The following is a 23,419-nucleotide window of genomic DNA, read 5'->3' on the forward strand; positions in this document are numbered from 1 at the left end:
TTGCAATGGATATAAAATATAAAAGAGTGATAATTAAGACGATGTAATGAATAAGTTGGCCATCATTTATGAGTGTATCTCATCTTAATTCAAGCATAGGCGCACTTAAGCTTACGTAATAAAAAGCATAGTCGCAATTTAGCCACTATGCTTTTTAGGTCTATCACGGTAAAGGTATCGTTCCTCAAGCATGGTTGGCTATATTTAAAGCAAACAACGATACTTGAGTGAGCTTTTAGGCAAGCCTAACGGTTATGCTTAATCTACTGAAATTATTCAGCCACGTCAATAGACTTTGCTTGCTCATGCAAATCTTGTAACTTATAGACATCAAACGGTAAGTCAATCGCATAAGATTTGCAGACGGCATCAGCGGCACCTAACGTGGTGACGTAGAATACTTTGCCCTGTAGCGCACTGCGGCGAATAGAGAACGAATCCTCTTGAGCTTGCTTACCTTCAGTGGTATTGATGATAAGGTCGATTTTGCCATTTTTCAAGGCATCAACGATATGCGGGCGACCTTCAGTGACCTTGTTAATTTGCTGACTTTCGATACCAGCGTCGCTCAATACTTTTTGCGTGCCAGTGGTTGAGACAATCTTAAAGCCAAAGTCTGCAAGCTGACGAGCAATCGGAGCGATTTGGGCTTTGTCACTGTCACGAACTGAGATAAAGACGGTTTTGGTTTCGCCTTCAGTTGGTAGACCTGGCAGACGCTCATTACTACCGATAATGGCCTTGTAGAATGCTTCGCCAAAGGTTTTGCCCACGCCCATAACTTCGCCCGTTGATTTCATCTCAGGACTCAAGATTGGGTCAACACCTGGGAACTTAGCGAATGGGAATACCGCTTCTTTGACCGCATAGAATGCTGGGACAATTTCAGTAGTAAAACCTTGATCTTTAAGCGAAGTGCCAGCCATACAGCGCGCTGCAACCTGTGCTAAAGAAGTACCGATACACTTAGAGACAAACGGTACTGTACGTGCAGCACGTGGGTTTACTTCTAGGATATATACGGTTTCGCCTTTTACCGCGAACTGTACGTTCATTAGACCGATAACGCCTAGCTCTTTTGCCATAGCAACTGTCTGTGCGCGCATCACATCACATAGCTCTTTAGACAGTGAGTATGGTGGCAGTGAGCATGCTGAGTCACCTGAGTGAACGCCAGCCTGTTCGATATGTTGCATGATACCGCCGATAACGACATCAGTACCATCACATACACAGTCTACGTCAACTTCGATGGCATCATCTAAGAAGCGATCGAGTAGGACAGGCGCTTCGTTTGACGCTTGTACCGCAGTACGTAGGTAATGTCTTAGCTCGTCTTCGTTGTAGACGATTTCCATCGCGCGGCCACCTAGTACATAAGATGGACGTACAACCAATGGGTAGCCTACGTCTTTTGCTTTAACCAAGCCGTCTTCTAAGCTGGTAGCTAATGCGTTTGACGGCTGTACTAGGTTTAGCTGCTGAATCATATGCTGGAAGCGCTCACGATCTTCGGCACGGTCAATTGCATCTGGGCTAGTACCAATGATTTTAACGCCTGCTGACTCTAATGCACGAGCAAGTTTCAATGGTGTTTGACCACCGAACTGTACAATCACGCCATCAGGGTTTTCGATACGAACAATCTCTAATACATCTTCAAGCGTGATTGGCTCAAAGTATAGACGGTCAGAAGTGTCATAATCGGTTGAAACCGTTTCAGGGTTACAGTTGACCATGATGGTCTCATAACCATCTTCACGCATGGCAAGCGCTGCATGCACACAGCAGTAATCAAACTCAATACCTTGGCCGATACGGTTAGGACCGCCACCGATAACCATGATTTTCTTTTTGTCTGTTGGGTTGGCTTCACATTCGCTATCGTACGTCGAGTACATGTAAGCCGTGCTAGTAGCAAACTCTGCTGCACAGGTATCGACACGCTTATAGACTGGATAGACGTTCAGATCCCAACGCTTTTTGCGTAGTTGCTTTTGTGAGATACCAAGCAATTTAGCCAAACGTAGATCTGACAAACCTTTACGTTTAAAGCTACGTAAATTCTTCTCGTTCAATCCACCAAAGCCAAGTGATTTTACGGTAGCTTCTGTTTTAACGATGTCTTCGATCTGTACCAAGAACCATGGGTCAATCTTGGTAAAGTTAAACACTTCATCGACACTCATACCGACGCGGAATGCATCAGCAACGTAGTAGATACGCTCAGGTGTTGGAATGGTTAGGCGGTTGATGATCTCGCTACGAGCCTTCTCAGCACTGACTTTTGATAAGTCAATTTGCTCATCAAAGCCATCCGCACCTGTTTCCATGCCGCGCAATGCTTTTTGCATCGACTCTTGGAAGTTACGACCAATCGCCATCACTTCACCGACCGATTTCATCTGAGTCGATAGGATATTGTCCGCTTGCGGGAATTTTTCGAAGTTAAAACGAGGTATCTTGGTGACGACATAATCAAGCGCAGGCTCAAAGCTGGCTGGCGTTTTGCCACCAGTGATATCGTTTTGCAATTCGTCTAGCGTGTAACCAATGGCCAGTTTCGCTGCGATTTTGGCAATCGGGAAGCCAGTGGCTTTTGAGGCTAGGGCAGACGAACGTGATACACGTGGGTTCATCTCGATGACGACCATACGACCTGTATCAGGGTTGATACCGAACTGTACGTTTGAACCGCCTGTTTCAACACCAATCTCACGTAGTACTGCTAATGACGCATTACGCATGATTTGGTATTCTTTGTCGGTCAAAGTCTGTGCTGGCGCGACGGTGATTGAGTCGCCGGTATGCACACCCATTGGGTCAAAGTTTTCGATAGCACAGATGATGATGCAGTTGTCGTTTTTGTCACGAACCACTTCCATCTCGTATTCTTTCCAACCGATCAATGACTCATCGATAAGCAGTTGATGGTTTGGAGACAAATCAAAACCGCGCTCGCAGATTTCAATGAACTCATCGCGGTTATAAGCGATACCACCGCCTGAACCACCCATCGTGAATGATGGACGAATGATACACGGATAGCCCATTTTTTCTTGAGTCGCAAAGGCTTCTTCCATGGTTTCAGCCGTTTCAGCGCGAGGGCACTCAAGGCCGATACGCTTCATCGCCTTGTCAAATAAGTTGCGGTCTTCTGCCATCTCGATTGAGTCTTTGGTCGCGCCAATCAACTCACAGTTATACTTGGTCAATACGCCGTGCTTGTCTAGCTCTAGCGCACAGTTTAGAGCCGTCTGTCCGCCCATCGTTGGCAAGATTGCATCTGGACGTTCTTTGGCAATGATTTGCTCAACGGTTTGCCAAGTAATCGGCTCGATATAGGTTGCGTCAGCCATGACAGGGTCAGTCATGATGGTCGCAGGGTTTGAGTTGACCAAGATGACGCGGTAGCCTTCTTCTTTTAGTGCTTTACACGCCTGTGCGCCTGAATAGTCAAACTCACATGCTTGGCCGATGACGATAGGGCCTGCGCCAATGATAAGAATGCTTTTTATGTCGGTACGTTTTGGCATAGTTAGAGCTACCTTCGTTTGGGTGATAATTTGAGTAATCTTTATTTTTGATAACGCTCATGGCGTTTTATGCTTGCAGTGCTTTATTTAATGCCGCTTGAAGCGCTATGGACGATTCAAGCGTTTACTTATTATGTAGTTATAATCAACCGTTTACGCTTGGGCAGTTTTAGCCGCTTCCATCATATCCGCAAACTTATCAAACAATGGCGCGCAGTCATGTGGACCAGGGCTGGCTTCTGGGTGACCTTGGAAGCTAAATACAGGCTTATCGGTCAGCTCGATACCTTGGTTAGTACCATCAAACAGTGAGCGATGAGTAGATTTAACGTTGTCAGGTAACGTGTCTTCATCAACCGCAAAGCCATGGTTCTGACTGGTAATCATAACCGTGCCAGTTGCCAAATCTTGTACTGGATGGTTGGCACCATGATGGCCTGTTTTCATTTTGATAGTATTTGCACCGCTAGCCAGACCAATCAGCTGATGGCCTAAGCAAATGCCAAACGTTGGCACGTCAGTTTGTTCAATGATGTGACGTACCGCATCGATAGCGTAATCACAAGCTGCAGGATCACCAGGGCCATTTGATAAGAAGATACCATCTGGGTTCATTGCTAGCACATCTGCGATAGGGGTCTGTGCTGGTACAACCGTCACGTGACAACCGCGATCGACGAGCATGCGCAAGATGTTTGTTTTGCTACCGAAGTCATAAGCGACGACGTTGTATTTAGAATCGATGTGAGTGCCGAGTTGCTTAAAGAAGCCGCCAGTACCGCTATTATGACTACCAGGGATGTCGCGGTTGAGTAGGGTGTCTGACAGATCCCAAGTGCCCGCTGTCCACTCGAAGTTCTCTTTAGTGCAGCATTCTTTTGCCAAGTCCATGCCCTTTAGACCTGCAAAGCCTTTCGCTAACTCAATCGCTTTTTGCTCATCGTCGCTGCTGATAGTCTCGCCGTTTGAGGCAGTCATGATACAGCCGTTCTGTGCACCTTTATCACGTAATAGACGTGTTAGCTGACGCGTATCAATTTCAGCGATAGCTACTGTCTCATTACGCTGCAAATAGTCGCTGAGTGACTCTGAGTTACGGAAGTTAGAAGTTGCCATGGTGGCATCACGGATGATAAGACCGTCTGCCCATACTTTATGGCCATTGCCGGATTCTGTGTCCTCGCTATTGGTGCCTGTATTACCGATATGAGGGTAAGTCAAAGTCACCAGCTGGCGGGCATAACTTGGATCGGTTAGGATTTCTTGATACCCTGTCATGGCTGTGTTAAATACCACTTCACCAATACGATGACCTAGGCTGCCGATACTGACACCGCGAAAGATTGTACCGTCTGCTAGTGCCAAAATTGCTTGTATTTCTGCCGATGAATTCAAGGATTGCCTCCGCTGTTATTGGTGAGTGCCATCATGTTTTGTTGGTCTAAAATTGCTCCGTATCCTTTTATTTACGGCATTTGACTGTTGTCATATAAAAGTAAAAAAAGGGCGATACACAAAAATTTTCCACAAAAAAGCGAGAAGACATTATTGATGAAAACTACAAAACCCACTAGATAGTGAATAGGTAACTTGCATCATGTCCGCTCGCTTAGGCACAGATTTTGCGTATTATATACAAAATAGATGGTTATAGCTAGCCGATTTACTGGATTAATAGTCATTTCATGGCTAATAATGAGGACTCTATAAATATATTCACTTTATAAAATAGCCTAAGCAGACATTGACTACTTTCTCTTTTAGCAAAATCAACATCGAGCGTATATTAATAGCACTGGATTTTCGCAGTTGGCTTTGCCACAATGGACAGCGCAGCGCTAGACCCAATTTTTATGATCGTTTGTTATAACAATAATGAAGATGACAAGGAGTCGTTATGATTTATCAGTATCTAGACAAAACCCCTGAGTTTGCCGCACCATTTAACGGTTGGGTAGCAGATTCGGCGCAAGTGATGGGCGATGTATATTTAGGCCATCAAGCCAATGTTTGGTTCGGTGCAGTGATACGCGGTGACAACGATCGTATCCATATCGGTGACTATAGTAATGTGCAAGAAAACAGTGTGATTCACACTGATGCAGGTATCAAAGTCACTATTGGTAATTACGTGACTATCGGTCATCTGGCTATGCTACATGGCTGTGAAGTCGGTGATAACAGCTTAATTGGCATTGGCGCTGTGGTACTTAACAATGTCAAAATTGGTAAAAACTGCCTGATAGGGGCGAAAGCCTTAATTACTGAAGGTCAGGTTATTCCTGATAACTCGCTGGTGATGGGCGCGCCTGCAAAAGTAGTCAAGACGCTGACCGATGAGCAAGCAGCGATGCTAAAAATGTCAGCGCTACATTATGCTGAGCGTTGCCAAAAATTTAAAACAGGCTTAACAGAAATAGCAATGCCTGACTAAAGGTAAATAGTCTAAGCAATTCCAAATGGTTAAATTATAAGGTACGAGCTATATCTAATTGATGTGCTATTTAAGTGATACGCTCAACCATAATACATAACGTACCCAATTTTATTAAACGATTCATATTTTTTCGCAACCAACGATAAGGTCTCACCATGCAGGCAAATCAAGCACAAACACAGCAAAAACAACTGGCATTATTTGATTTAGATCATACATTACTTGATGTCGATAGCGATTATCTCTGGGGTGAGTATATCGTAAAGCATGACCTTGTCGATGAGGCGCAGTACCGCACTGCCAATCAGAAATTTTATAATGACTATATCGAAGGTACGCTAGACGCAACAGAGTACAATGAATTCGTTGCGCAGTTTTTGAGTAGTTTGCCGCTTGATAGACTTGATGAGCTAAGAGAAGACTATATCAAAAGCGAAATCGAGCCACATATTCGCCCAAAAGCAATGGAAGCGTTGTGCCAGCACATTGAGCAAGGGCATGATGTGGTGATTATTTCTGCGACCAATGATTTTGTAGTATCCGCAATTGCTAAGCGGTTTGGTATTGAAGCTGCCAATGTATTGGCAACGCCGCTTGAGATCAAAGACAATCGCTATACAGGTAAGCTAATTGATAGACCAAACTTCCAAGCGGGCAAGATATACCATTTGGATAAATGGCTAAATAAACAGCAAGCCTCTGGTATCACGTTTGAAAAAACGTATGCGTATTCAGATTCTAAAAATGATATTCCGTTACTCGAATGGGCTGATGTGGCCGTTTGCGTATCACCTGATGACGCGCTACACGCACATGCCTTGGCACATCGCTGGGCAGTAGAAGATTGGTCGATCTAGGCTGTCCAATCTAGTAACAGTAACAACATTAGCAATAGTGATAATTAGCGAACCATTTAGTATCAATCTCATTTAAAATAGCGCCACATTCGTTATTTATTTTTTTAGAAAAACAGGAATATTTATGGAAATCAATCCGTATCAGGAGCAAATTAAAGATTTATCAGAGCGTGGGCAGGATTTGCGGAGGTATCTTTGACTTCGATGGTAAGCAAGAACGCTTAGAAGAAGTTAATTTAGAGTTAGAAAACCCCGATCTATGGAATGATCCAGAGCGCGCGACCAAGATTAATAAAGAAAAAAGTCACCTTGATGGCGTCATCGATGTGGTAGTGTCACTTGAGACGACATTAGAAGATGCGTCTGCCATGCTAGAGTTGGCAGTCGAAGCAGAAGATGAATCATTGCTAGCCGATGTGCAGAGCGAGCTAGATAGCGCTGAGAAACGTGTTGCTGATTTAGAATTCCGCCGGATGTTTAGCGGTGAGATGGATCCAAACAATTGCTACTTAGATATTCAGTCGGGCAGTGGCGGTACTGAAGCGCAAGATTGGGCTGAAATGCTGCTGCGTATGTATACGCGCTGGGCAGAAGCTCATGGCTTTAAAGTAGATGTGATTGAAGTGTCATCAGGCAGCGTGGCTGGTATTAAGTCGGCAACGATTGAGATCAAAGGCGACTATGCATTTGGCTGGTTGCGCACCGAAATTGGTGTCCACCGCCTAGTACGTAAATCACCATTTGATAGTAATAATGGTCGTCATACTTCGTTTGCTGCGGTGTTTGTGTCACCTGAGATTGACGATAACGTTGAGATTGATATCAATCCTGCAGATTTGCGTATCGATACCTATCGCTCATCAGGGGCGGGTGGTCAGCACGTAAACACGACAGATTCTGCGGTACGTATTACCCATGAGCCGTCGGGCGTGGTAGTGACCTGTCAGAATGAGCGTAGTCAACATGGCAACAAGGCCACGGCGATGAAGATGCTACGTGCTAAGCTCTATGAGCTAGAAATGCAAAAACGTATGGAATCACAGCAAGCAGTTGAAGATGGTAAATCTGATGTCGGCTGGGGCAGTCAAATTCGCTCGTACGTGCTTGATGACTCACGTATCAAAGACTTGCGTACCGGTGTTGAAACCTTTAACACGGGTGCTGTGCTAGATGGTGACCTCGATCAGTTTATTGAAGCGAGTCTAAAAGCAGGACTGTAAAAGGCTGTTTTAAATAAGCAACCGTTTTAAAATAGCAACCAATATTTAATTAAGGAAAATTATGCCAAGCGTTAATAATTATTTTGATGATAAAGTGACTTCTATTGCTTTTCAAACGGCGACCAAGCCTGCGACTGTCGGCGTCATGGAAATTGGTGAGTATGAGTTTGGCACCAGCGAATTTGAAACCATGAGCGTGGTGAGCGGTGCATTGACGGTTAAGCTACCAGAGAGTGATGATTGGAAAACGTTTAACGCTGACGAGCAGTTTACCGTCGAAGCCAATCAGAAGTTTCAAGTAAAAGTAGACGTCGAAACCGCTTATCTATGTGTATACGGCAAATAACGACTTCTAAGTTATAGCAGTATTAGAACAATGAACGCCAAGTACTTTATGCTTGGCGTTTTTTTGTGTGTCATATTTCAAATAAATTTTAAGCTATTATCCTGAAAACCATATTTTACACAGCATTACACTTTGTCTGTGCCAAATAAACAGCAAAAACTAACGTCATTAATTATGCTAAAACCATGAATTCTCAAAGGTATATAGGTTTATGACAAAGGCAACAGTAAAGGCAAACCAGCAGACAATGACCAAAGACGTGCGTCATGATTATGAGCATCTCGCACGCCGCGCTAATTTGCGTTATGTGAGTGACGATGAACCAGGCTACGAGCGTAGACGTTGGGGTCGCGGCTTTACTTATCGTGATGCAACGGGCAACACGGTCAAAGACAAAGCATTGCGTCAGCGTTTTGATGCATTGGTGATACCGCCCATGTGGTCAGAGGTGTGGATATGCCAAGACGAAAGGGGTCACCTGCAATCAACAGGGCGAGACGAAAAATCACGCAAACAATACTTATATCATCCGTCATGGAACAACATCCGTGACCAAGCAAAGTTTGATGCGATGATAGGATTTGCAGAGGCGCTGCCCAATCTACGCGCGCAGGTGGAGATAGATTTGGAAGCAGAGTCCTTATCACGCACCAATGTACTCGCTGCCGTTGTTAAATTGCTAGAGACCACTTTGATTCGTATTGGTAACAGCCGCTACGCCAAACAAAACAAAAGCTATGGTCTGAGTACGCTACGCAGCAAGCATGTCAGTGAAACCGACAATGGACTGGCATTTGATTTCGTCGGCAAAAGCGCAAAAGAACACCACATTGAGCTGCAAGACGAGCGATTGATTGATATCGTACAGGCCTGTTCTGAGCTGCCAGGCTATCAAATATTCAAATATCTAGATGCCAATGGGCACAAACAAGTCGTTGACAGTAGCGATATTAATGACTACTTACGGATGCATACGTGCGGCATGGACTGCGAAAGCAAGCTGTACAGTGCAAAGGATTTTCGCACATGGATGGCAAGTGTACTTGCGGCAAGCTATCTATACGACGAGCTACAAACGACTGCAGGCGCCAGCATACTAGCCAGTGCGCCAGAAAGCGCTGAGCGACAGCAATTAGTCACCGACATGGTAAAAAGTGTGGCAGCTGAGCTAGGCAACACGCCGACCGTATGCCGTGCCTCTTATATTCATCCCATTGTCATTGAGCATTTTTTGGCAGGGCAGTTTTTTGAAAATTATAAACAAGCGCGCCGTGGACGAACCAAAAAATACCAAAGCTGTGAAGAAAAAGCATTGTTAGGGTTTTTAAGAGCTGATGTTTAAGTGTGAGGTTTTAGATAATAATATTGAGGTGTTAATTCTTTAATAGGAAATTGAAAATATGCGGCAGTACTTTGGCTATTGTATGCCTCTTCGCAGATTTATGGTGAATTAATGATAATTAGTTATAGATTATCTCTATTTATATAAAATAAAAATGATACGATATGTATTGAAATAGACGTAAAAATGCGTTACTAATAGAGCATGATAAATACAAACCTATGAAACGGTCTATAGGATGTGGCCGTTTTACAATCATAAATACCATTTTACCAGTTACCTGATATTGCTAAAGGATTAGCTTATGAACACCGCCTTTCAAACTCCGACGAATATTGATACAGATACTACCGTCACACCAAAAAACTATACCGATTACTATAATAATTTTGATATGAATACACTGCTGTCAGAAATATTTGGCGAGCAGGTGGACGATCGACTAAATGCTTATATGGCTTGCTGTGGTCGCCATGTACGCGATGGCCGCGCTGACAATGCTGCGTTAGTACACGAAGACACGGCAGGCAATATAACGCGCATGAGTTTTGGTGAGCTTGACAAAGCAAGTGCTCAAATCGCTAACTTGCTACAGTCGTATGGGGTAAAAGCGGGCGATAAGGTAGCGACCATGCTACCGCGCACGCCCGAGCTGCTAACCGTTGTATTGGCAACATGGCGTATCGGAGCCGTATATCAGCCGCTATTTACTGCTTTTGGCTATGATTCAATCAAGTATCGGATGGACAAAGCCGATACCAAAGTCGTTTTTACTAACCTAGAAAATCGCAGCAAGTTTGAAGATTTGGCTGAGCAAACCAAAATGGTATTGGTCGGCAGTGTGGAGGATGCCCAGACATGGGGTGATGATCACTATAGCCAGTCTATGGCAGCACAGCTGCAAACGTTTGAACCTATGATGCTTGATACGGACGCGCCATTCTTGCAAATGTTTACCTCAGGTACGGTTGGCAAATCAAAAGGCGTCAGCGTTCCATTGGCTGCGTTACCTGCTTTTTACCTATATATGCGTTATGCCATCGACCTACGCGAAAATGATCAATATTGGAACATGGCAGATCCAGGCTGGGCGTATGGCTTGTACTATGCCATTACAGGGCCGCTGCTATTAGGTATCACAACTTATTTTAATGAAGCAGGATTTGACGCGACCCATACCCGTGATTTTATGGTGCGTCACAAAATTACCAATTTGGCCTCTTCACCAACTGCGTTTCGAATGATGAAGTCTAGTGGTGTGTTTGATAGTGTTAATGAAGGCGCTCATAACGATACTAATGCTAAGCTGTCTTTGCGCTGTGCCAACTCGGCAGGAGAGACGCTGAATACCGAAGTGGTCAACTGGGTCGAAACCTATCTGGCGTGCCAAGTCAAAGACCAATATGGGCAAACAGAAACTGGCATGACCTGCTGTGCACATCATGCACTGGCACATGATTGTCCTGTTGGTTCGATGGGTATGGCGCTCCCAGGTCATACGCTAGTCGTATTAGATGATGATATGAATGTACTACCCGATGGTGAGCAAGGGCAACTGGCAGTCGTGGTCAGTCAGTCACCTGCGTTTTATTTCCGTGGTTATAGCTGGAATGAAAAACAAGCCTTTGTAGATGATTACTATCTGACAGGCGACGTGGTCGAGCGACATAGTGATGGCAGCTACTGGTTCTCAGGCCGTGATGATGACATCATTATTACCGCAGGTTACCGCGTAGGGCCTACTGATGTCGAAAACACCGTCTTAGAGCATGAAGCAGTGGCAGAATCTGCGGCGGTAGGCGTGCCAGATGAAGTGCGCGGTCACACTATTAAGTCTTATGTGGTACTAAAAGATGGCATCGAAGGCAGTGAGCAAATCGCCAAAGAAATCCAAGAGCTAGTACGCAAACGCCTATCCACTCATGCGTATCCGCGTGAGGTCGAGTTTGTGACAGAACTGCCGAAAACGCCAAGTGGTAAGATTCAACGCTTTTTGCTGCGTAGTCTGTCTGCTGCATAATTGAATTGGTAAAGCGTACATAAATTTAATAGAAAAATATCTAATAAGAAGCAAAAATTTAAAGGAATAATCATGCAAGTTAAAGAAAACAGCTTTTTGGTTACTGGCGGTGCATCAGGTTTGGGAGAGTCAGTGGCTCGGGCGATTGTAGGTCAAGGTGGCAACGTCGTTATCGCTGATTTAAATGAGTCAGCTGGACAAGCATTGGTCACTGAGTTAGGTGATAGTGCGCGCTTTGTGCGCTGTGATATCACTAATGGTGATGAAGTGCAATCAGCGGTCGAAATGGCAGAGTCAGCTTTCGGCGGCCTACAAGGTTCAATCAACTGTGCTGGTATCGTAGTGGTTCAAAAGCTGCTAGATCGTGATAACAATCCGGCAGACCTTGAGGCATTTAGCCGCGGGGTCAATATCAATTTGGTCGGCTCATTTAACGTTGCCCGTTTGGTCGCTGCTAGCATTGCCAAGCGTATAGCGAGTGATGGCAGTGCAGGCGACCATGTAGAGAAGAATGTAGATCAAGGCATTATTATTAATACAGCCTCTATCGCAGCCTTTGACGGTCAAGTAGGTCAAGCCAGCTATTCTTCGTCCAAGGCAGGCGTGGTCGGTCTGACCTTGCCACTTGCTCGCGAGTTGGCACGTCATGGTATACGCGTGATGACCATCGCACCAGGTGTCTTTGCTACGCCGATGATGGACAGTATTCCTGAAAAGGCACGCGAGCAGCTAGAAGCAGGTGTGCCATATCCTAAACGTTTAGGCGCTCCCAATGAATTTGCCAAATTGGTGACTCATATCATCGATAATGCTTATCTAAATGGTGAAGTTATTCGCTTAGATGGTGCGATTCGCATGGTGTAACAGTCTAGTGAGTGATTCATCACTTTTGCACAAAACGTATCTACAGAATCTGGCATAGTGCTTTGATACATATGATTAATGACAAAAAATTAATTATGGGAATCAGAGTCTATGCCATTTTTTTATAAAAAATTTCACTCATCAAATGAGCAGCGTACGCCTTGGCTGCCCATTATCATTGGCCTTAGTCTTGCTGCCATTGTTAGCACCAGCGCCATTGCTTATGCCAAAAGCACCTCAAAAACCAATAACCCCAGTCTTCCTTCTACAGCCATTGATAGAGTCTTTGTCGATAAATCAGATCGTGTTTTAAAACTGGTGAGCGACGATAAAGCCATTAGGTCGTATCGTATTGCGCTAGGGGACAGTCCATCAGGTCATAAGAAACAAGAAGGCGACCAACGTACGCCAGTTGGGATTTATACATTAGATTATAAGAATGAGAACTCTATTGCGCATCGCTCGATTCATATTAGCTATCCCAATGATGAGGACAAGGCGCGAGCGCAGTCATTAGGGGTCAATCCGGGTGGCGATATCATGATTCATGGGCAAATGAATGGCTTTGGATACTTGGCATTGTTTAATCAACGACGTGATTGGACAGATGGTTGTATCGCTGTTGCCAATGATGAGATGGATGAAATCATGGCAGCGGTGACACTTGGTACTCCTATCGAAATCGTGGAGTAGAATAGTCGGATTGTTATCTAATTTATACTAAATAGATGCATTATTCATTACCGTATTTAATGGAGATTTATCTTTCATTTGCACTAATAAAATGGCGTAACTGATCTACTAACTACCTTTAACTGATATTAATAGCTCATTTAAATATTATTAATAATAAATATCATTGCTTTAAGTAAGGTTTTATTTAGCAATCGTCTTGAAATAGGTGTATATATACCTTATATAAGTGACAGATAACAGTAGTCACTAAACTAAGATAATCCTTAGAGGTGCTACTGAAAATACTAATTATAAAAGGATATAGACATGAGATTTGAGAAGTTTACTCAAAAACTGCAGTCCGCCATTCAAGAAGCACAGAGCTTAGCGTTAGGTCGCGATCATACAGGTATCGATCCTGTACATTTGCTTGCAGTGTTGCTACAAGATGAGTCTAATTTATCGATCTGCCAACAAGCAGGTGCTTCTATTCCAGCGCTAAAAAATGGCGTTGCTAAAGCTCTAGATAACCAGGCGACCATTTCGGAGCCGACAGGTGACGTTAACCTAAACCCAAACTCGGTCAAAATCTTGAATTTGGCAGATCGTCAGGCTCAAAAAGAAGGCGATGATTTTATCGCAACAGAGTGGGTGATGTTGGCACTCGCTGAGCAGGGCGAAACCAAAAAAATATTTGAAAGTGCAGGCGTAACGGCAAGCAAGTTAAAAGTGGTGATTGAGCAATTACGCGGTGATGATACGGTAAATAACCAAAACGCAGAAGATCAACGTGATGCACTCAATAAGTACACGATCAATCTAACTGAACAAGCAGAGCTTGGCAAGCTAGATCCAGTGATTGGTCGTGATGAAGAGATTCGCCGTACCATTCAGGTACTATCGCGCCGTACCAAAAACAACCCTGTACTCATCGGTGAGCCGGGCGTTGGTAAAACGGCTATCGTCGAAGGTTTGGCACAAAAAATCATCAATGGTGATGTACCAGAAGGACTGCGCCGTAAAGAAGTGCTGTCATTGGATTTAGGTGCGCTTATCGCTGGGGCAAAATTCCGCGGTGAGTTCGAAGAGCGCCTCAAAAGCGTATTGAGCGACTTGGCCAAGCAAGAAGGCAATGTCATCCTATTCATCGATGAGCTGCATACGATGGTTGGTGCAGGTAAATCTGAAGGCGCGATGGATGCAGGCAACATGCTAAAACCTGCATTGGCACGCGGTGAACTGCATTGTGTCGGAGCGACGACGCTGGATGAGTACCGTAAATACATCGAAAAAGATGCCGCACTTGAGCGTCGTTTCCAAAAAGTACTGGTCGATGAGCCAACGGTCGAAGACACCATTGCGATTTTACGAGGTCTAAAAGAGCGTTACGAGCTGCATCACGGCGTCGATATTCAAGACAGTGCCATCATCGCTGCTGCGCGCATGAGTCATCGCTATATCACTGACCGTAAGCTACCGGATAAAGCGATTGATTTAATTGACGAAGCGGCCAGTCGTTTGCGGATGGAAATGGACAGTAAACCTGAATCATTAGGTAAGCTCGATAGCCGTTTGATTCAGCTGAAAATGCAGCGTGAAGTGCTCAAAAATGAAGAGGATGCTGGCGCGCAAGCCGAGCGTAAAGTGCTCGATGCGCAAATAGCTGAATTGGAAAAAGAGTATGCTGACCTCAATGAGGTTTGGCAGGCAGAGAAAGCATTGGTCAAAGGCAGTCAACAGCTAAAAGACGAGCTAGATAAAGCCCGTATTGCCTATGACAAAGCCAGCCGCGAAGGCGACTATGAGACCATGAGTAAGCTGCAATATGAAACCATTCCGCAGTTAGAACGACGTATTCATGAGTCTGACTTGGCTGAGCAAAAAGAGCAGACAGGTGAAGGTAGCGGTGTGAAATTGCTGCGTAATAAGGTGACAGACAACGAAATCGCAGAAGTGGTTGCTGCCGCGACTGGTATTCCTGTCAGCAAAATGATGCAAGGCGAGCGTGACAAGATGATCGCAATGGAAGAAAAGCTCCATGAGCGTGTTATCGGTCAAAACGAAGCGGTCGAATCGGTGGCCAATGCGGTACGTCGTAGCCGTGCAGGCTTGTCTGATCCAAACCGTCCTTCAGGCTCGTTTTTATTCTTGGGGCCTACAGGCGTTGGTAAAACTGAGCTGACCAAATCACTAGCAAACTTCTTGTTTGACTCTGAAGATGCAATCGTACGTATCGACATGAGTGAGTATATGGAAAAACACAGTGTCAGCCGTTTGGTAGGCGCGCCTCCAGGTTATGTCGGTTATGAAGAAGGCGGTACGTTGACTGAAGCGGTACGCCGTAAGCCATATAGCGTCATATTGTTCGATGAAGTAGAGAAGGCGCATCCTGATGTGTTCAACATTTTACTGCAAGTATTGGACGATGGCCGCTTAACCGATTCGCAAGGTCGGGTGGTAGATTTCAAAAACACTGTGATCATCATGACCAGTAACTTAGGTTCGCATAAGATTCAAGAAATGGTTGGCGAGAGCTACGAGGATATCAAAGCGGAAGTAATGGATTCTGTTGGGCAGCATTTCCGTCCAGAGTTCGTCAACCGTATTGACGAAATCGTAGTTTTCCATCCGCTTGGTATGTCACAGATGGCAGGTATTGCAGATATTCAATTGGATCGATTGCGTCAGCGTATCCAAGAGCGTGAGATGGATATTGAGCTGTCAGCAGATGCGATGAATAAATTGGTTGCCGTGGGTTATGACCCTGTTTATGGTGCTCGTCCTTTGAAGCGTGCCATTCAACAAGAGATCGAAAACCCATTGTCATTGAAACTATTAGCAGGTGATTTTGTCGCTGGTGATATTATCAAAGTCGATGTAGGTGCCGATGACAAGCTAACTTTTGATAAGCTTAGAATGAGCTAATCAATTTATCCTTGACGTCTTTATAACCCAACTTTACGCTCAAAACAAACCCCTTATCTACAATCGTAGGTAAGGGGTTTTTATTTATAAGACGCGTTTTACGTTACTGTTTTTTTACCATTTCGATATCTCTTAAGTCTCAGGACTATGCTATAACTAAATCAAAGACTAATAATATAAGTATCAACTGAACGGAGAAACAGAACGATGACAGCCCATATTGAACGTATAAATATACCTTTAACTTCGCCGCTAATCATTGCAGCATTGCTGTTTAGCACTGCCGCGTGCTCCAACCCTTCTACAGTAAGTCCTAGCAATAACAAAAGCACTGCAACAGAGTCTAAAGAGGTTTCTACTTCAGATAGCGATGCTCAAACCACCACACAAACAAAGACTAGCAAGCCTGACTTTACCACCAAAGCAATCACTACCTTTGATGAGCCTTGGGCTATGACAGCGTTACCTATTGCAGATAGCAAAGCGCCAAAATTACTAGTAACACAAAAAACAGGTGAGCTATTTATCGTAGATACAGCGACGGGTAATAAAACCAAAATCGAAGGCGTGCCTACAGTCGCTTACGGTGGTCAAGGCGGCTTGGGGGATATCATTGTGGTTCCGGATTTTGCGACGTCCAATACCGTCTATCTTAGCTACGCGGAAGCAGGGGCAGGAGCTGATAGCAATAAATTTGGTGCCAAAGTGATCAAGGCGACACTCTCAGGATTAGAGACAGCCACACCTACGTTGCAAGATATCACGCCTATCTGGCAACAGTCTCCGAAAGTCACAGGGCAGGGACATTATAGTCATCGCCTGCTGTTTTCACCCGATGGACGCTATTTATATATCAGCTCAGGCGAGCGTCAAGACAAAGACCCAGCACAAGACATGAATGGCAATCTGGGTAAGATAATACGGTTGAGTCCTGATGGTAAATCTCCAACAGACAATCCATTCGCTGATACGGGTGATGAGATAGCCAAACAGTTTTGGACCATCGGACATCGCAATGTGCTTGGTATGGCATTTGACGATAGTGGACAGCTTTGGGCGCACGAGATGGGACCAAAAGGCGGAGATGAATTTAATATTATTGAGAAGGGTAACAATTATGGCTGGCCAGTGGTATCCAATGGACGCAATTATTCAGGTTTAGATATTCCTGACCATGATACAAAGCCAGAGTTTGCGGCACCCAAAATTACTTGGACACCTGTCATATCACCATCTGCTATGAGCATCTATGCGGCTGGTACTCATAATGACTTTCCTAGCTGGCAAGGCAATGCGCTTATCAGTGGTTTATCGTCTAAAGCGCTTATCATAGTGGGCATAAGTGAAGACAATACCGCCGCTGAGCGTTACCGTTATGACATGGGAGAGCGTGTACGCAGTGTGCTAGCAGTAGACGGGCAAGTGTGGACACTTGAAGACGGTAATGATGCACAATTACTCAGATTATTGCCCAAATAACATCGAAACAATATCGAAATAACATCGAAACAGCATCGAATTAAGGACGTATTTACCTGCCTGTATATTTAATTATTTTAATAAAACTATTCAATTCTTTTAGAGTAAATTAATAGTTTTATCAAGTTTTATTTTGTAATAGATTGATAGTTAAGACCTATTTTGTTAAGGTAACGTTCCTTGAAATTTGAGACTTGCACATGGAAGAAGTAAAAGTAGGCAGATTAGGACCTTTTCCGCGGGTAAGTAAACCTGTGTTTATTACATCGTCACTGCTGATTGTTGGCTTTATTATTTTCGGTGCGTTTTTCACCGAAACAGCAGGGGCTGTTTTTAGTTTTTTACAAAATTTTATTACCGATAAGTTTGGTTGGCTATTCATTATTCTGGTCAATACCGCGCTTGCGCTTTGTATCTACTTGGCAATGAGTCGCTATGGTGACATTCGACTAGGTAACCAAACAGAACGACCGCAGTACAATCTGTTCTCTTGGATTGGCATGCTATTCTCTGCAGGTATTGGTATTGGTCTGGTTTATTGGGGTACAGCCGAGCCGCTGTATCACTTTATGGCACCACCAATGGGCGATGCCGAGACAGTAGAAGCCGCCAAGCAAGCGATGAATATCTCGTTTATGCATTGGGGTCTACATGCTTGGGCGATTTATACGATTGTAGCGCTATCTTTAGCGTACTTCCATTTCCGTCGCGGCCTGCCATTATCGATTCGATCTACTTTGTATCCTTTACTTGGTAAAAAGATCTATGGTCGTTGGGGACACACGGTCGATATCTTGGCTGTGTTTGGTACGATGTTTGGTGTGGTTACCTCGCTTGGGCTTGGGGTTATGCAGATCAACTCTGGACTCGAAAAGCTGTTTGGTACGCCTAACAGTCTTACCGTACAGTTTGGCTTGATCGCTTTCATCACAGCGCTAGCAGCAGCTTCAGTCTTGATGGGTTTGGATAAAGGTATTAAGCGTTTAAGTGATATCAATATTGGTTTCACTATCGTCTTATTAGCGTTTATGGTCATCTTAGGACCAACGCTATTTATCTTTGATAGTTTTATCGAAAACATCGGCAACTATCTGACTGTGATTGTACCTCTAGGTACATGGGGTGAGTCTTATAGCGGTACAGATTGGCAAAGTAGTTGGACGATATTTTATTGGGCATGGTGGGTTAGTTGGGCACCATTCGTTGGTATCTTTATCGCTCGTATCTCTCGTGGTCGTACTATCCGTGAATTTACGCTTGGTGTACTACTGATTCCAATGCTGATTTTGTTCTTCTGGTTTACCACCTTTGGCGGCGTTGCTGTTCATATGGAGCTTGCTTCTGCTGTGTCAGGTGTTAGCCCAGGATTGGTAGAAGCAGTACAAGCGGATTCTGGTAGTGCCATCTTTAAGTTGGTTGAGTACTATCCATTGGCAAAACCGATTACGCTACTGATTGTCGTCATGATTATGCTATGGTTTGTGACTTCGTCAGATTCTGCTAGCTTTGTCATCGATATGTTGACTGCTGGTGGCGATACCAACCCACCGAAAATCCAGCGCTTATTTTGGGCAACGACAGAAGGCGTTATCGCCGCTATCTTGCTAGCGGCTGGTGGGCTGTCTGCTCTACAGGCGGCGGCTATCGTAGCGGGACTACCGTTTGCCTTAGTAGTCTTTGTCATGATGTATGCGCTACTGCGTGGTTTGAGTCGTGATCGTCTGATTCTATACAGAGCGCAGCAAGGCTTTATTACGGATGAGTCAGCAGACCATAACTCAGCGAATGAGTTCGTTGACGAGCATCTGCTAAAAGGGCCACCTAAGATTGTTAAAGGTGACTAAGAAGTAGATAGCATCAAGACAGCTACTTAAGCTTTTGATAGAAGAAGCCCCAATTTACTTTTAAATTGGGGCTTTTTATTGGATAAAGATATTTAAATTTATTCAGAACAAATTCAGATTGTTGAAATATTATTGCTGCAATGTTACTACGATTTCTATACATTCGGCAGTATTTACATGGTGTTATATTTAGTGATTCGTACATACCTTAGTATGGTTACGCTCTTTTTTGGGGATATACCTATGGATCATGTAAAAGTTGGCAGGTTAGGCCCTTTCCCGCGGGTAAGCAAACCTGTTTTTTTAACTTCAGCATTACTTATTATTACATTTATTATCCTTGGCGTTTTTTTTACTGAATCTGCCGGTACGTTGTTCAGTTTTTTACAAGGCTTTATTACCGATAAATTTGGTTGGTTTTTCATTATTCTCGTTAATGTGGCCTTAGGACTTTGTGTTTATTTGTCTATGAGCCGTTATGGCGATATTCGCCTTGGTGCTCAAACTGAGACACCACAGTACAGTCTATTCTCGTGGATCGGCATGCTGTTCTCTGCTGGTATCGGTATTGGACTTGTCTACTGGGGTACAGCAGAGCCCTTATATCACTTTATGGCACCACCACTCGGTGAAAAGGAAACGATAGAAGCCGCCAAGCAGGCGATGAATATTACCTTTTTACATTGGGGCTTACATGCTTGGGCATTGTACGCGATTGTAGCGCTATCTTTAGCCTATTTCCATTTTCGCCGTGGCTTACCACTATCGATTCGCTCAACCCTTTATCCTATATTGGGTAAAAAGATATATGGCTCGTGGGGTCATGCCGTTGATATCTTAGCCGTATTCGGTACGATGTTTGGTGTGGTGACGTCACTAGGTCTTGGCGTTATGCAAATTAACTCAGGGCTTGAGAAATTATTTGGTATTCCTAATAACCTCACAATACAAATCGCTCTGATTGCCTTTGTTACTGCTTTAGCCGCCTGTTCTGTCATGATGGGCTTGGATAAGGGTATCAAGCGTCTAAGCGATGTGAACATTGGTCTAACGGCTATTCTGCTTGGTTTTATGGTCGTCTTAGGGCCGACGCTTTTCATTTTTGATAGCTTCCTAGAAAATATCGGCAACTATCTTTCAGTGGTTGTACCATTAGGTCTGTGGGGAGAGTCTTATGAAGGTGAGGCAAACTGGCAGTCAGCATGGACGATATTTTATTGGGCATGGTGGGTAAGTTGGGCACCATTTGTCGGCGTGTTTATTGCTCGTATCAGCCGTGGTCGTACGATTAGAGAGTTTGTACTTGGGGTATTGCTTATCCCCATGACCATATTATTCTTTTGGTTTTCAACTTTCGGCGGCGTTGCTATCCATATGGAGCTACTCGCTGCTATTGATCCGGCGTTGGTTAGTCCTGGACTGGTCGAGGCGGTACAAACAGATTTTGGTAGTGCCATTTTTAAATTGGTTGAGTACTATCCATTGGCGCAACCCATCACATTTATAATTGTGATTATGATTGTATTGTGGTTTGTGACCTCATCAGATTCAGCAAGTTTTGTCATTGATATGCTGACCGCAGGTGGCGATACCAATCCGCCAAAGATTCAACGTTTATTTTGGGCAAGCACTGAAGGCGTTATTGCTGCTGTTTTGTTGGCTGCTGGTGGATTGAGCGCGTTACAAGCAGCCGCTATCGTAGCAGGATTGCCATTTGCCGTGGTTATATTTGCCATGATGTATGCGCTACTGCGTGGTTTGAGTCGCGATCGATTGATACTATATAGAGCGCAGCAACATTATATTACTGAAGAGTCAGCAGATCACAACTCGGCAGATGAATTTGCTGATGAGCATCTACTAAAAGGGCCACCTAAGATTGTTAAAGGTGACTAAAAGTAGGTAAAAGTAAGACAGCTACTTAAGCTTTTAATAGAAGAAGCCCCAATTTATTTTTAAGTTGGGGCTTCTTTATTGGGTGAAGATACTTAAATTTATTCAAGACAAATTCGGTTTGTTGAAAATTATTACTGAAATGTTACTACCATTTCTATACATTCGGTAGTATTTACAAGATGTTATATTTGATAATTCGTTCATACCTTGGTATGGTTACGCACTTTTTTGGGGATATACCTATGGATCATGTAAAAGTTGGCCGATTAGGCCCTTTTCCGCGGGTAAGTAAACCTGTATTTTTGACTTCAGCAATCTTAATACTGGCGTTCATTATTTTTGGCGCTTTATTCAACGAACAAGCAGAAGTAGTATTTAACCAAGCAAAAGCATTTGTCTCTTTACGCTTTGGCTGGTTCTTTATTGTCGTGGTCAATTTAACATTGGTCATGAGTATTTATATGATATTTAGCCGCTACGGCGATATCAGACTCGGTCATCAGAATGAGAGGCCAGAGTACAATATGGTTTCTTGGATTGGTATGCTGTTTTCAGCAGGTATCGGTATCGGGCTGCTTTATTGGGGCACCGCTGAGCCGCTGTATCATTTCATGGCACCACCATTAGGCGAGGCGGAGACAGTTGCCGCTGCCAAACAAGCGATGAATATCTCGTTCCTACATTATGGTCTACATGTATGGGCGCTATATGGCATGGTTGCGCTATCGCTCGCATATTTTCATTATCGAGTAGGTTTGCCACTGGCTATCCGTTCGACACTTTACCCAATATTGGGTAAAAAGATCTACGGCGGTTGGGGCCATACGGTAGATACGCTTGCCGTATTTGGTACGATGTTTGGGGTAGTGACCACGTTAGGTCTTGGCGTCTTGCAGATCAACTCAGGCCTTGAGACGTTATTTGGCATACCCAATAATATTACGGTGCAGATTATTTTGATTGGCCTTATCACCATGCTAGCAGGGTTATCTCTGTTTATGGGATTGGATAAAGGCATCAAGCGTCTAAGTGATACCAATATATTGTTCACTGTGATATTGCTAAGTTTTGTGATTATCTTTGGGCCTACGCAGTTTATTTTTAATAGCTTCGTAGAAAACATCGGCAACTATTTGCATCAAATCGTGCCGTTAGGTCTATGGACAGAGTCTTATAGAGGCGAAGAAAATTGGCAAGCTTCTTGGACGATTTTCTATTGGGCATGGTGGATTAGCTGGTCACCATTCGTTGGGGTATTCGTTGCACGTATCTCTCGTGGCCGTACCATCCGTGAGTTTATATTAGGCGTATTATTAATTCCTATCACGATACTTTTCTTGTGGTTTACCGCTTTTGGTGGTTCTGCGGTAAATATGGAGTTGGTAGCAGCAGCAGACCCTAACATAGTTAGCCCAGGTCTGATCGAAGCGGTCAAAGCCGATACGGGTAGCGCTATCTTTAAATTGATGGAGTCTTATCCATTAACAGGTGCGGTCAACTTACTCATCGTGGTGATGATTGTATTATGGTTTGTTACCTCATCAGATTCAGCCAGTTTTGTCATCGATATGCTGACATCAGGTGGTGATACCAATCCACCAAAGATCCAGCGCTTATTTTGGGCAGGTTCTGAAGGTATTATTGCCGCTGTATTATTGGCAGCAGGTGGTTTGAGTGCACTACAAGCGGCATCGATTGTCTCAGGCTTTCCTTTTGCTATTGTGATCGTCGTGATGATGTATTCTCTATTGCGCGGTCTCAGTCGAGATCGTTTGATACTCTATCGTAATCAGCAATGGTTCACCACAGAAGAGTCAGCAGAGCACAACTCGGCCAATGAATTCCGTGATGAAGAGTTGCTAAAAGGTCCACCAGCACTTGAGAAAGATGCTTAAGTTTTAGAGTTTATTTTATGGCTACAAAAAATACCCAGCTTATATAGGCTGGGTATTTTTATGGATGTTCAATATTTTTAATA

Annotated in this window: 15 protein-coding genes; 13 read left to right on the forward strand and 2 right to left on the reverse strand. The window is 44.1% G+C overall.

The window, feature by feature from the left end:
• Positions 1 to 272 precede the first annotated feature (272 nt).
• Together carB and carA are read right to left on the reverse strand one after the other, a co-directional pair.
• Positions 273 to 3,536, reverse strand: a complete 3,264-nt coding sequence (gene carB / locus Q0788_RS01065) for a carbamoyl-phosphate synthase large subunit (protein WP_102091162.1) — start codon at positions 3,534 to 3,536, stop codon at positions 273 to 275.
• 153 nt (positions 3,537 to 3,689) lie between these two features.
• Positions 3,690 to 4,931: a glutamine-hydrolyzing carbamoyl-phosphate synthase small subunit gene (gene carA, locus Q0788_RS01070; RefSeq protein ID WP_298807293.1), complete on the reverse strand. Its 1,242-nt coding sequence runs from the start codon at positions 4,929 to 4,931 to the stop codon at positions 3,690 to 3,692.
• A gap of 502 nt (positions 4,932 to 5,433) precedes the next feature.
• On the opposite strand from carA, the gene Q0788_RS01075 reads away from it, so the two are divergent.
• The 13 genes from Q0788_RS01075 to Q0788_RS01135 all read left to right on the forward strand — a co-directional run bounded on the left by Q0788_RS01075 (position 5,434) and on the right by Q0788_RS01135 (position 23,336).
• The gene (locus tag Q0788_RS01075; protein ID WP_160021317.1) at positions 5,434 to 5,970 is read left to right on the forward strand and encodes a gamma carbonic anhydrase family protein; all 537 of its coding nucleotides are present in this window, start codon (positions 5,434 to 5,436) and stop codon (positions 5,968 to 5,970) included.
• Positions 5,971 to 6,128: 158 nt separating this feature from the next.
• Positions 6,129 to 6,830, forward strand: coding sequence for an HAD family phosphatase (locus Q0788_RS01080; RefSeq protein ID WP_102078363.1), 702 nt, complete (start codon positions 6,129 to 6,131; stop codon positions 6,828 to 6,830).
• Between the two features lie 124 nt (positions 6,831 to 6,954).
• Positions 6,955 to 8,050 (forward strand): peptide chain release factor 2 gene (prfB, locus tag Q0788_RS01085; protein WP_298807295.1). Its coding sequence is split into 2 segments (ribosomal slippage): positions 6,955 to 7,026 and positions 7,028 to 8,050, totalling 1,095 coding nucleotides; the frame shifts between segments, so codons are not numbered across the junction.
• A gap of 61 nt (positions 8,051 to 8,111) precedes the next feature.
• A complete protein-coding gene (locus tag Q0788_RS01090) occupies positions 8,112 to 8,396 on the forward strand; it encodes a pyrimidine/purine nucleoside phosphorylase (RefSeq protein ID WP_298807296.1) in 285 nt (94 codons plus the stop codon).
• Between the two features lie 211 nt (positions 8,397 to 8,607).
• Positions 8,608 to 9,738 (forward strand): DNA topoisomerase IB, encoded by a 1,131-nt coding sequence (locus Q0788_RS01095; protein ID WP_298807298.1) that lies wholly within the window; start codon positions 8,608 to 8,610, stop codon positions 9,736 to 9,738.
• Between the two features lie 304 nt (positions 9,739 to 10,042).
• Positions 10,043 to 11,758 (forward strand): AMP-binding protein, encoded by a 1,716-nt coding sequence (locus tag Q0788_RS01100; RefSeq protein WP_298807300.1) that lies wholly within the window; start codon positions 10,043 to 10,045, stop codon positions 11,756 to 11,758.
• A gap of 72 nt (positions 11,759 to 11,830) precedes the next feature.
• Positions 11,831 to 12,622, forward strand: coding sequence for an SDR family NAD(P)-dependent oxidoreductase (locus tag Q0788_RS01105; RefSeq protein WP_298807302.1), 792 nt, complete (start codon positions 11,831 to 11,833; stop codon positions 12,620 to 12,622).
• A 111-nt stretch (positions 12,623 to 12,733) separates the two neighbouring features.
• Positions 12,734 to 13,315 carry a L,D-transpeptidase family protein gene (locus Q0788_RS01110; RefSeq protein ID WP_298807303.1) on the forward strand — a complete coding sequence of 194 codons (582 nt, stop codon included), beginning with the start codon at positions 12,734 to 12,736 and terminating at the stop codon, positions 13,313 to 13,315.
• A 309-nt stretch (positions 13,316 to 13,624) separates the two neighbouring features.
• Complete coding sequence (clpB, locus tag Q0788_RS01115) at positions 13,625 to 16,222, forward strand: ATP-dependent chaperone ClpB (RefSeq protein WP_298807304.1); 2,598 nt, start codon at positions 13,625 to 13,627, stop codon at positions 16,220 to 16,222.
• A 207-nt stretch (positions 16,223 to 16,429) separates the two neighbouring features.
• Positions 16,430 to 17,701 carry a PQQ-dependent sugar dehydrogenase gene (locus Q0788_RS01120; protein ID WP_298807306.1) on the forward strand — a complete coding sequence of 424 codons (1,272 nt, stop codon included), beginning with the start codon at positions 16,430 to 16,432 and terminating at the stop codon, positions 17,699 to 17,701.
• Positions 17,702 to 17,901: 200 nt separating this feature from the next.
• Positions 17,902 to 19,545 (forward strand): BCCT family transporter, encoded by a 1,644-nt coding sequence (locus tag Q0788_RS01125; RefSeq protein ID WP_191113839.1) that lies wholly within the window; start codon positions 17,902 to 17,904, stop codon positions 19,543 to 19,545.
• A gap of 243 nt (positions 19,546 to 19,788) precedes the next feature.
• On the forward strand, positions 19,789 to 21,441 hold the full coding sequence (locus Q0788_RS01130) for a BCCT family transporter (protein WP_298807308.1): 1,653 nt from the start codon (positions 19,789 to 19,791) through the stop codon (positions 21,439 to 21,441).
• A 242-nt stretch (positions 21,442 to 21,683) separates the two neighbouring features.
• Positions 21,684 to 23,336, forward strand: a complete 1,653-nt coding sequence (locus Q0788_RS01135) for a BCCT family transporter (RefSeq protein WP_298807311.1) — start codon at positions 21,684 to 21,686, stop codon at positions 23,334 to 23,336.
• Positions 23,337 to 23,419 lie beyond the last annotated feature (83 nt).

This window comes from uncultured Psychrobacter sp. (genome assembly GCF_947500265.1).
Lineage (GTDB): Bacteria > Pseudomonadota > Gammaproteobacteria > Pseudomonadales > Moraxellaceae > Psychrobacter.

Excerpts from the sequence above, each read along its gene's own strand:
- carB (WP_102091162.1), bottom strand. The coding sequence starts at position 3,536 with ATGCCAAAACGTACCGACATAAAAAGCATTCTTATCATTGGCGCAGGC.
- Q0788_RS01075 (WP_160021317.1), top strand. The coding sequence starts at position 5,434 with ATGATTTATCAGTATCTAGACAAAACCCCTGAGTTTGCCGCACCATTT.
- Q0788_RS01080 (WP_102078363.1), top strand. The coding sequence starts at position 6,129 with ATGCAGGCAAATCAAGCACAAACACAGCAAAAACAACTGGCATTATTT.
- Q0788_RS01090 (WP_298807296.1), top strand. The coding sequence starts at position 8,112 with ATGCCAAGCGTTAATAATTATTTTGATGATAAAGTGACTTCTATTGCT.
- Q0788_RS01095 (WP_298807298.1), top strand. The coding sequence starts at position 8,608 with ATGACAAAGGCAACAGTAAAGGCAAACCAGCAGACAATGACCAAAGAC.
- Q0788_RS01100 (WP_298807300.1), top strand. The coding sequence starts at position 10,043 with ATGAACACCGCCTTTCAAACTCCGACGAATATTGATACAGATACTACC.
- Q0788_RS01105 (WP_298807302.1), top strand. The coding sequence starts at position 11,831 with ATGCAAGTTAAAGAAAACAGCTTTTTGGTTACTGGCGGTGCATCAGGT.
- Q0788_RS01110 (WP_298807303.1), top strand. The coding sequence starts at position 12,734 with ATGCCATTTTTTTATAAAAAATTTCACTCATCAAATGAGCAGCGTACG.
- clpB (WP_298807304.1), top strand. The coding sequence starts at position 13,625 with ATGAGATTTGAGAAGTTTACTCAAAAACTGCAGTCCGCCATTCAAGAA.
- Q0788_RS01120 (WP_298807306.1), top strand. The coding sequence starts at position 16,430 with ATGACAGCCCATATTGAACGTATAAATATACCTTTAACTTCGCCGCTA.
- Q0788_RS01125 (WP_191113839.1), top strand. The coding sequence starts at position 17,902 with ATGGAAGAAGTAAAAGTAGGCAGATTAGGACCTTTTCCGCGGGTAAGT.
- Q0788_RS01130 (WP_298807308.1), top strand. The coding sequence starts at position 19,789 with ATGGATCATGTAAAAGTTGGCAGGTTAGGCCCTTTCCCGCGGGTAAGC.
- Q0788_RS01135 (WP_298807311.1), top strand. The coding sequence starts at position 21,684 with ATGGATCATGTAAAAGTTGGCCGATTAGGCCCTTTTCCGCGGGTAAGT.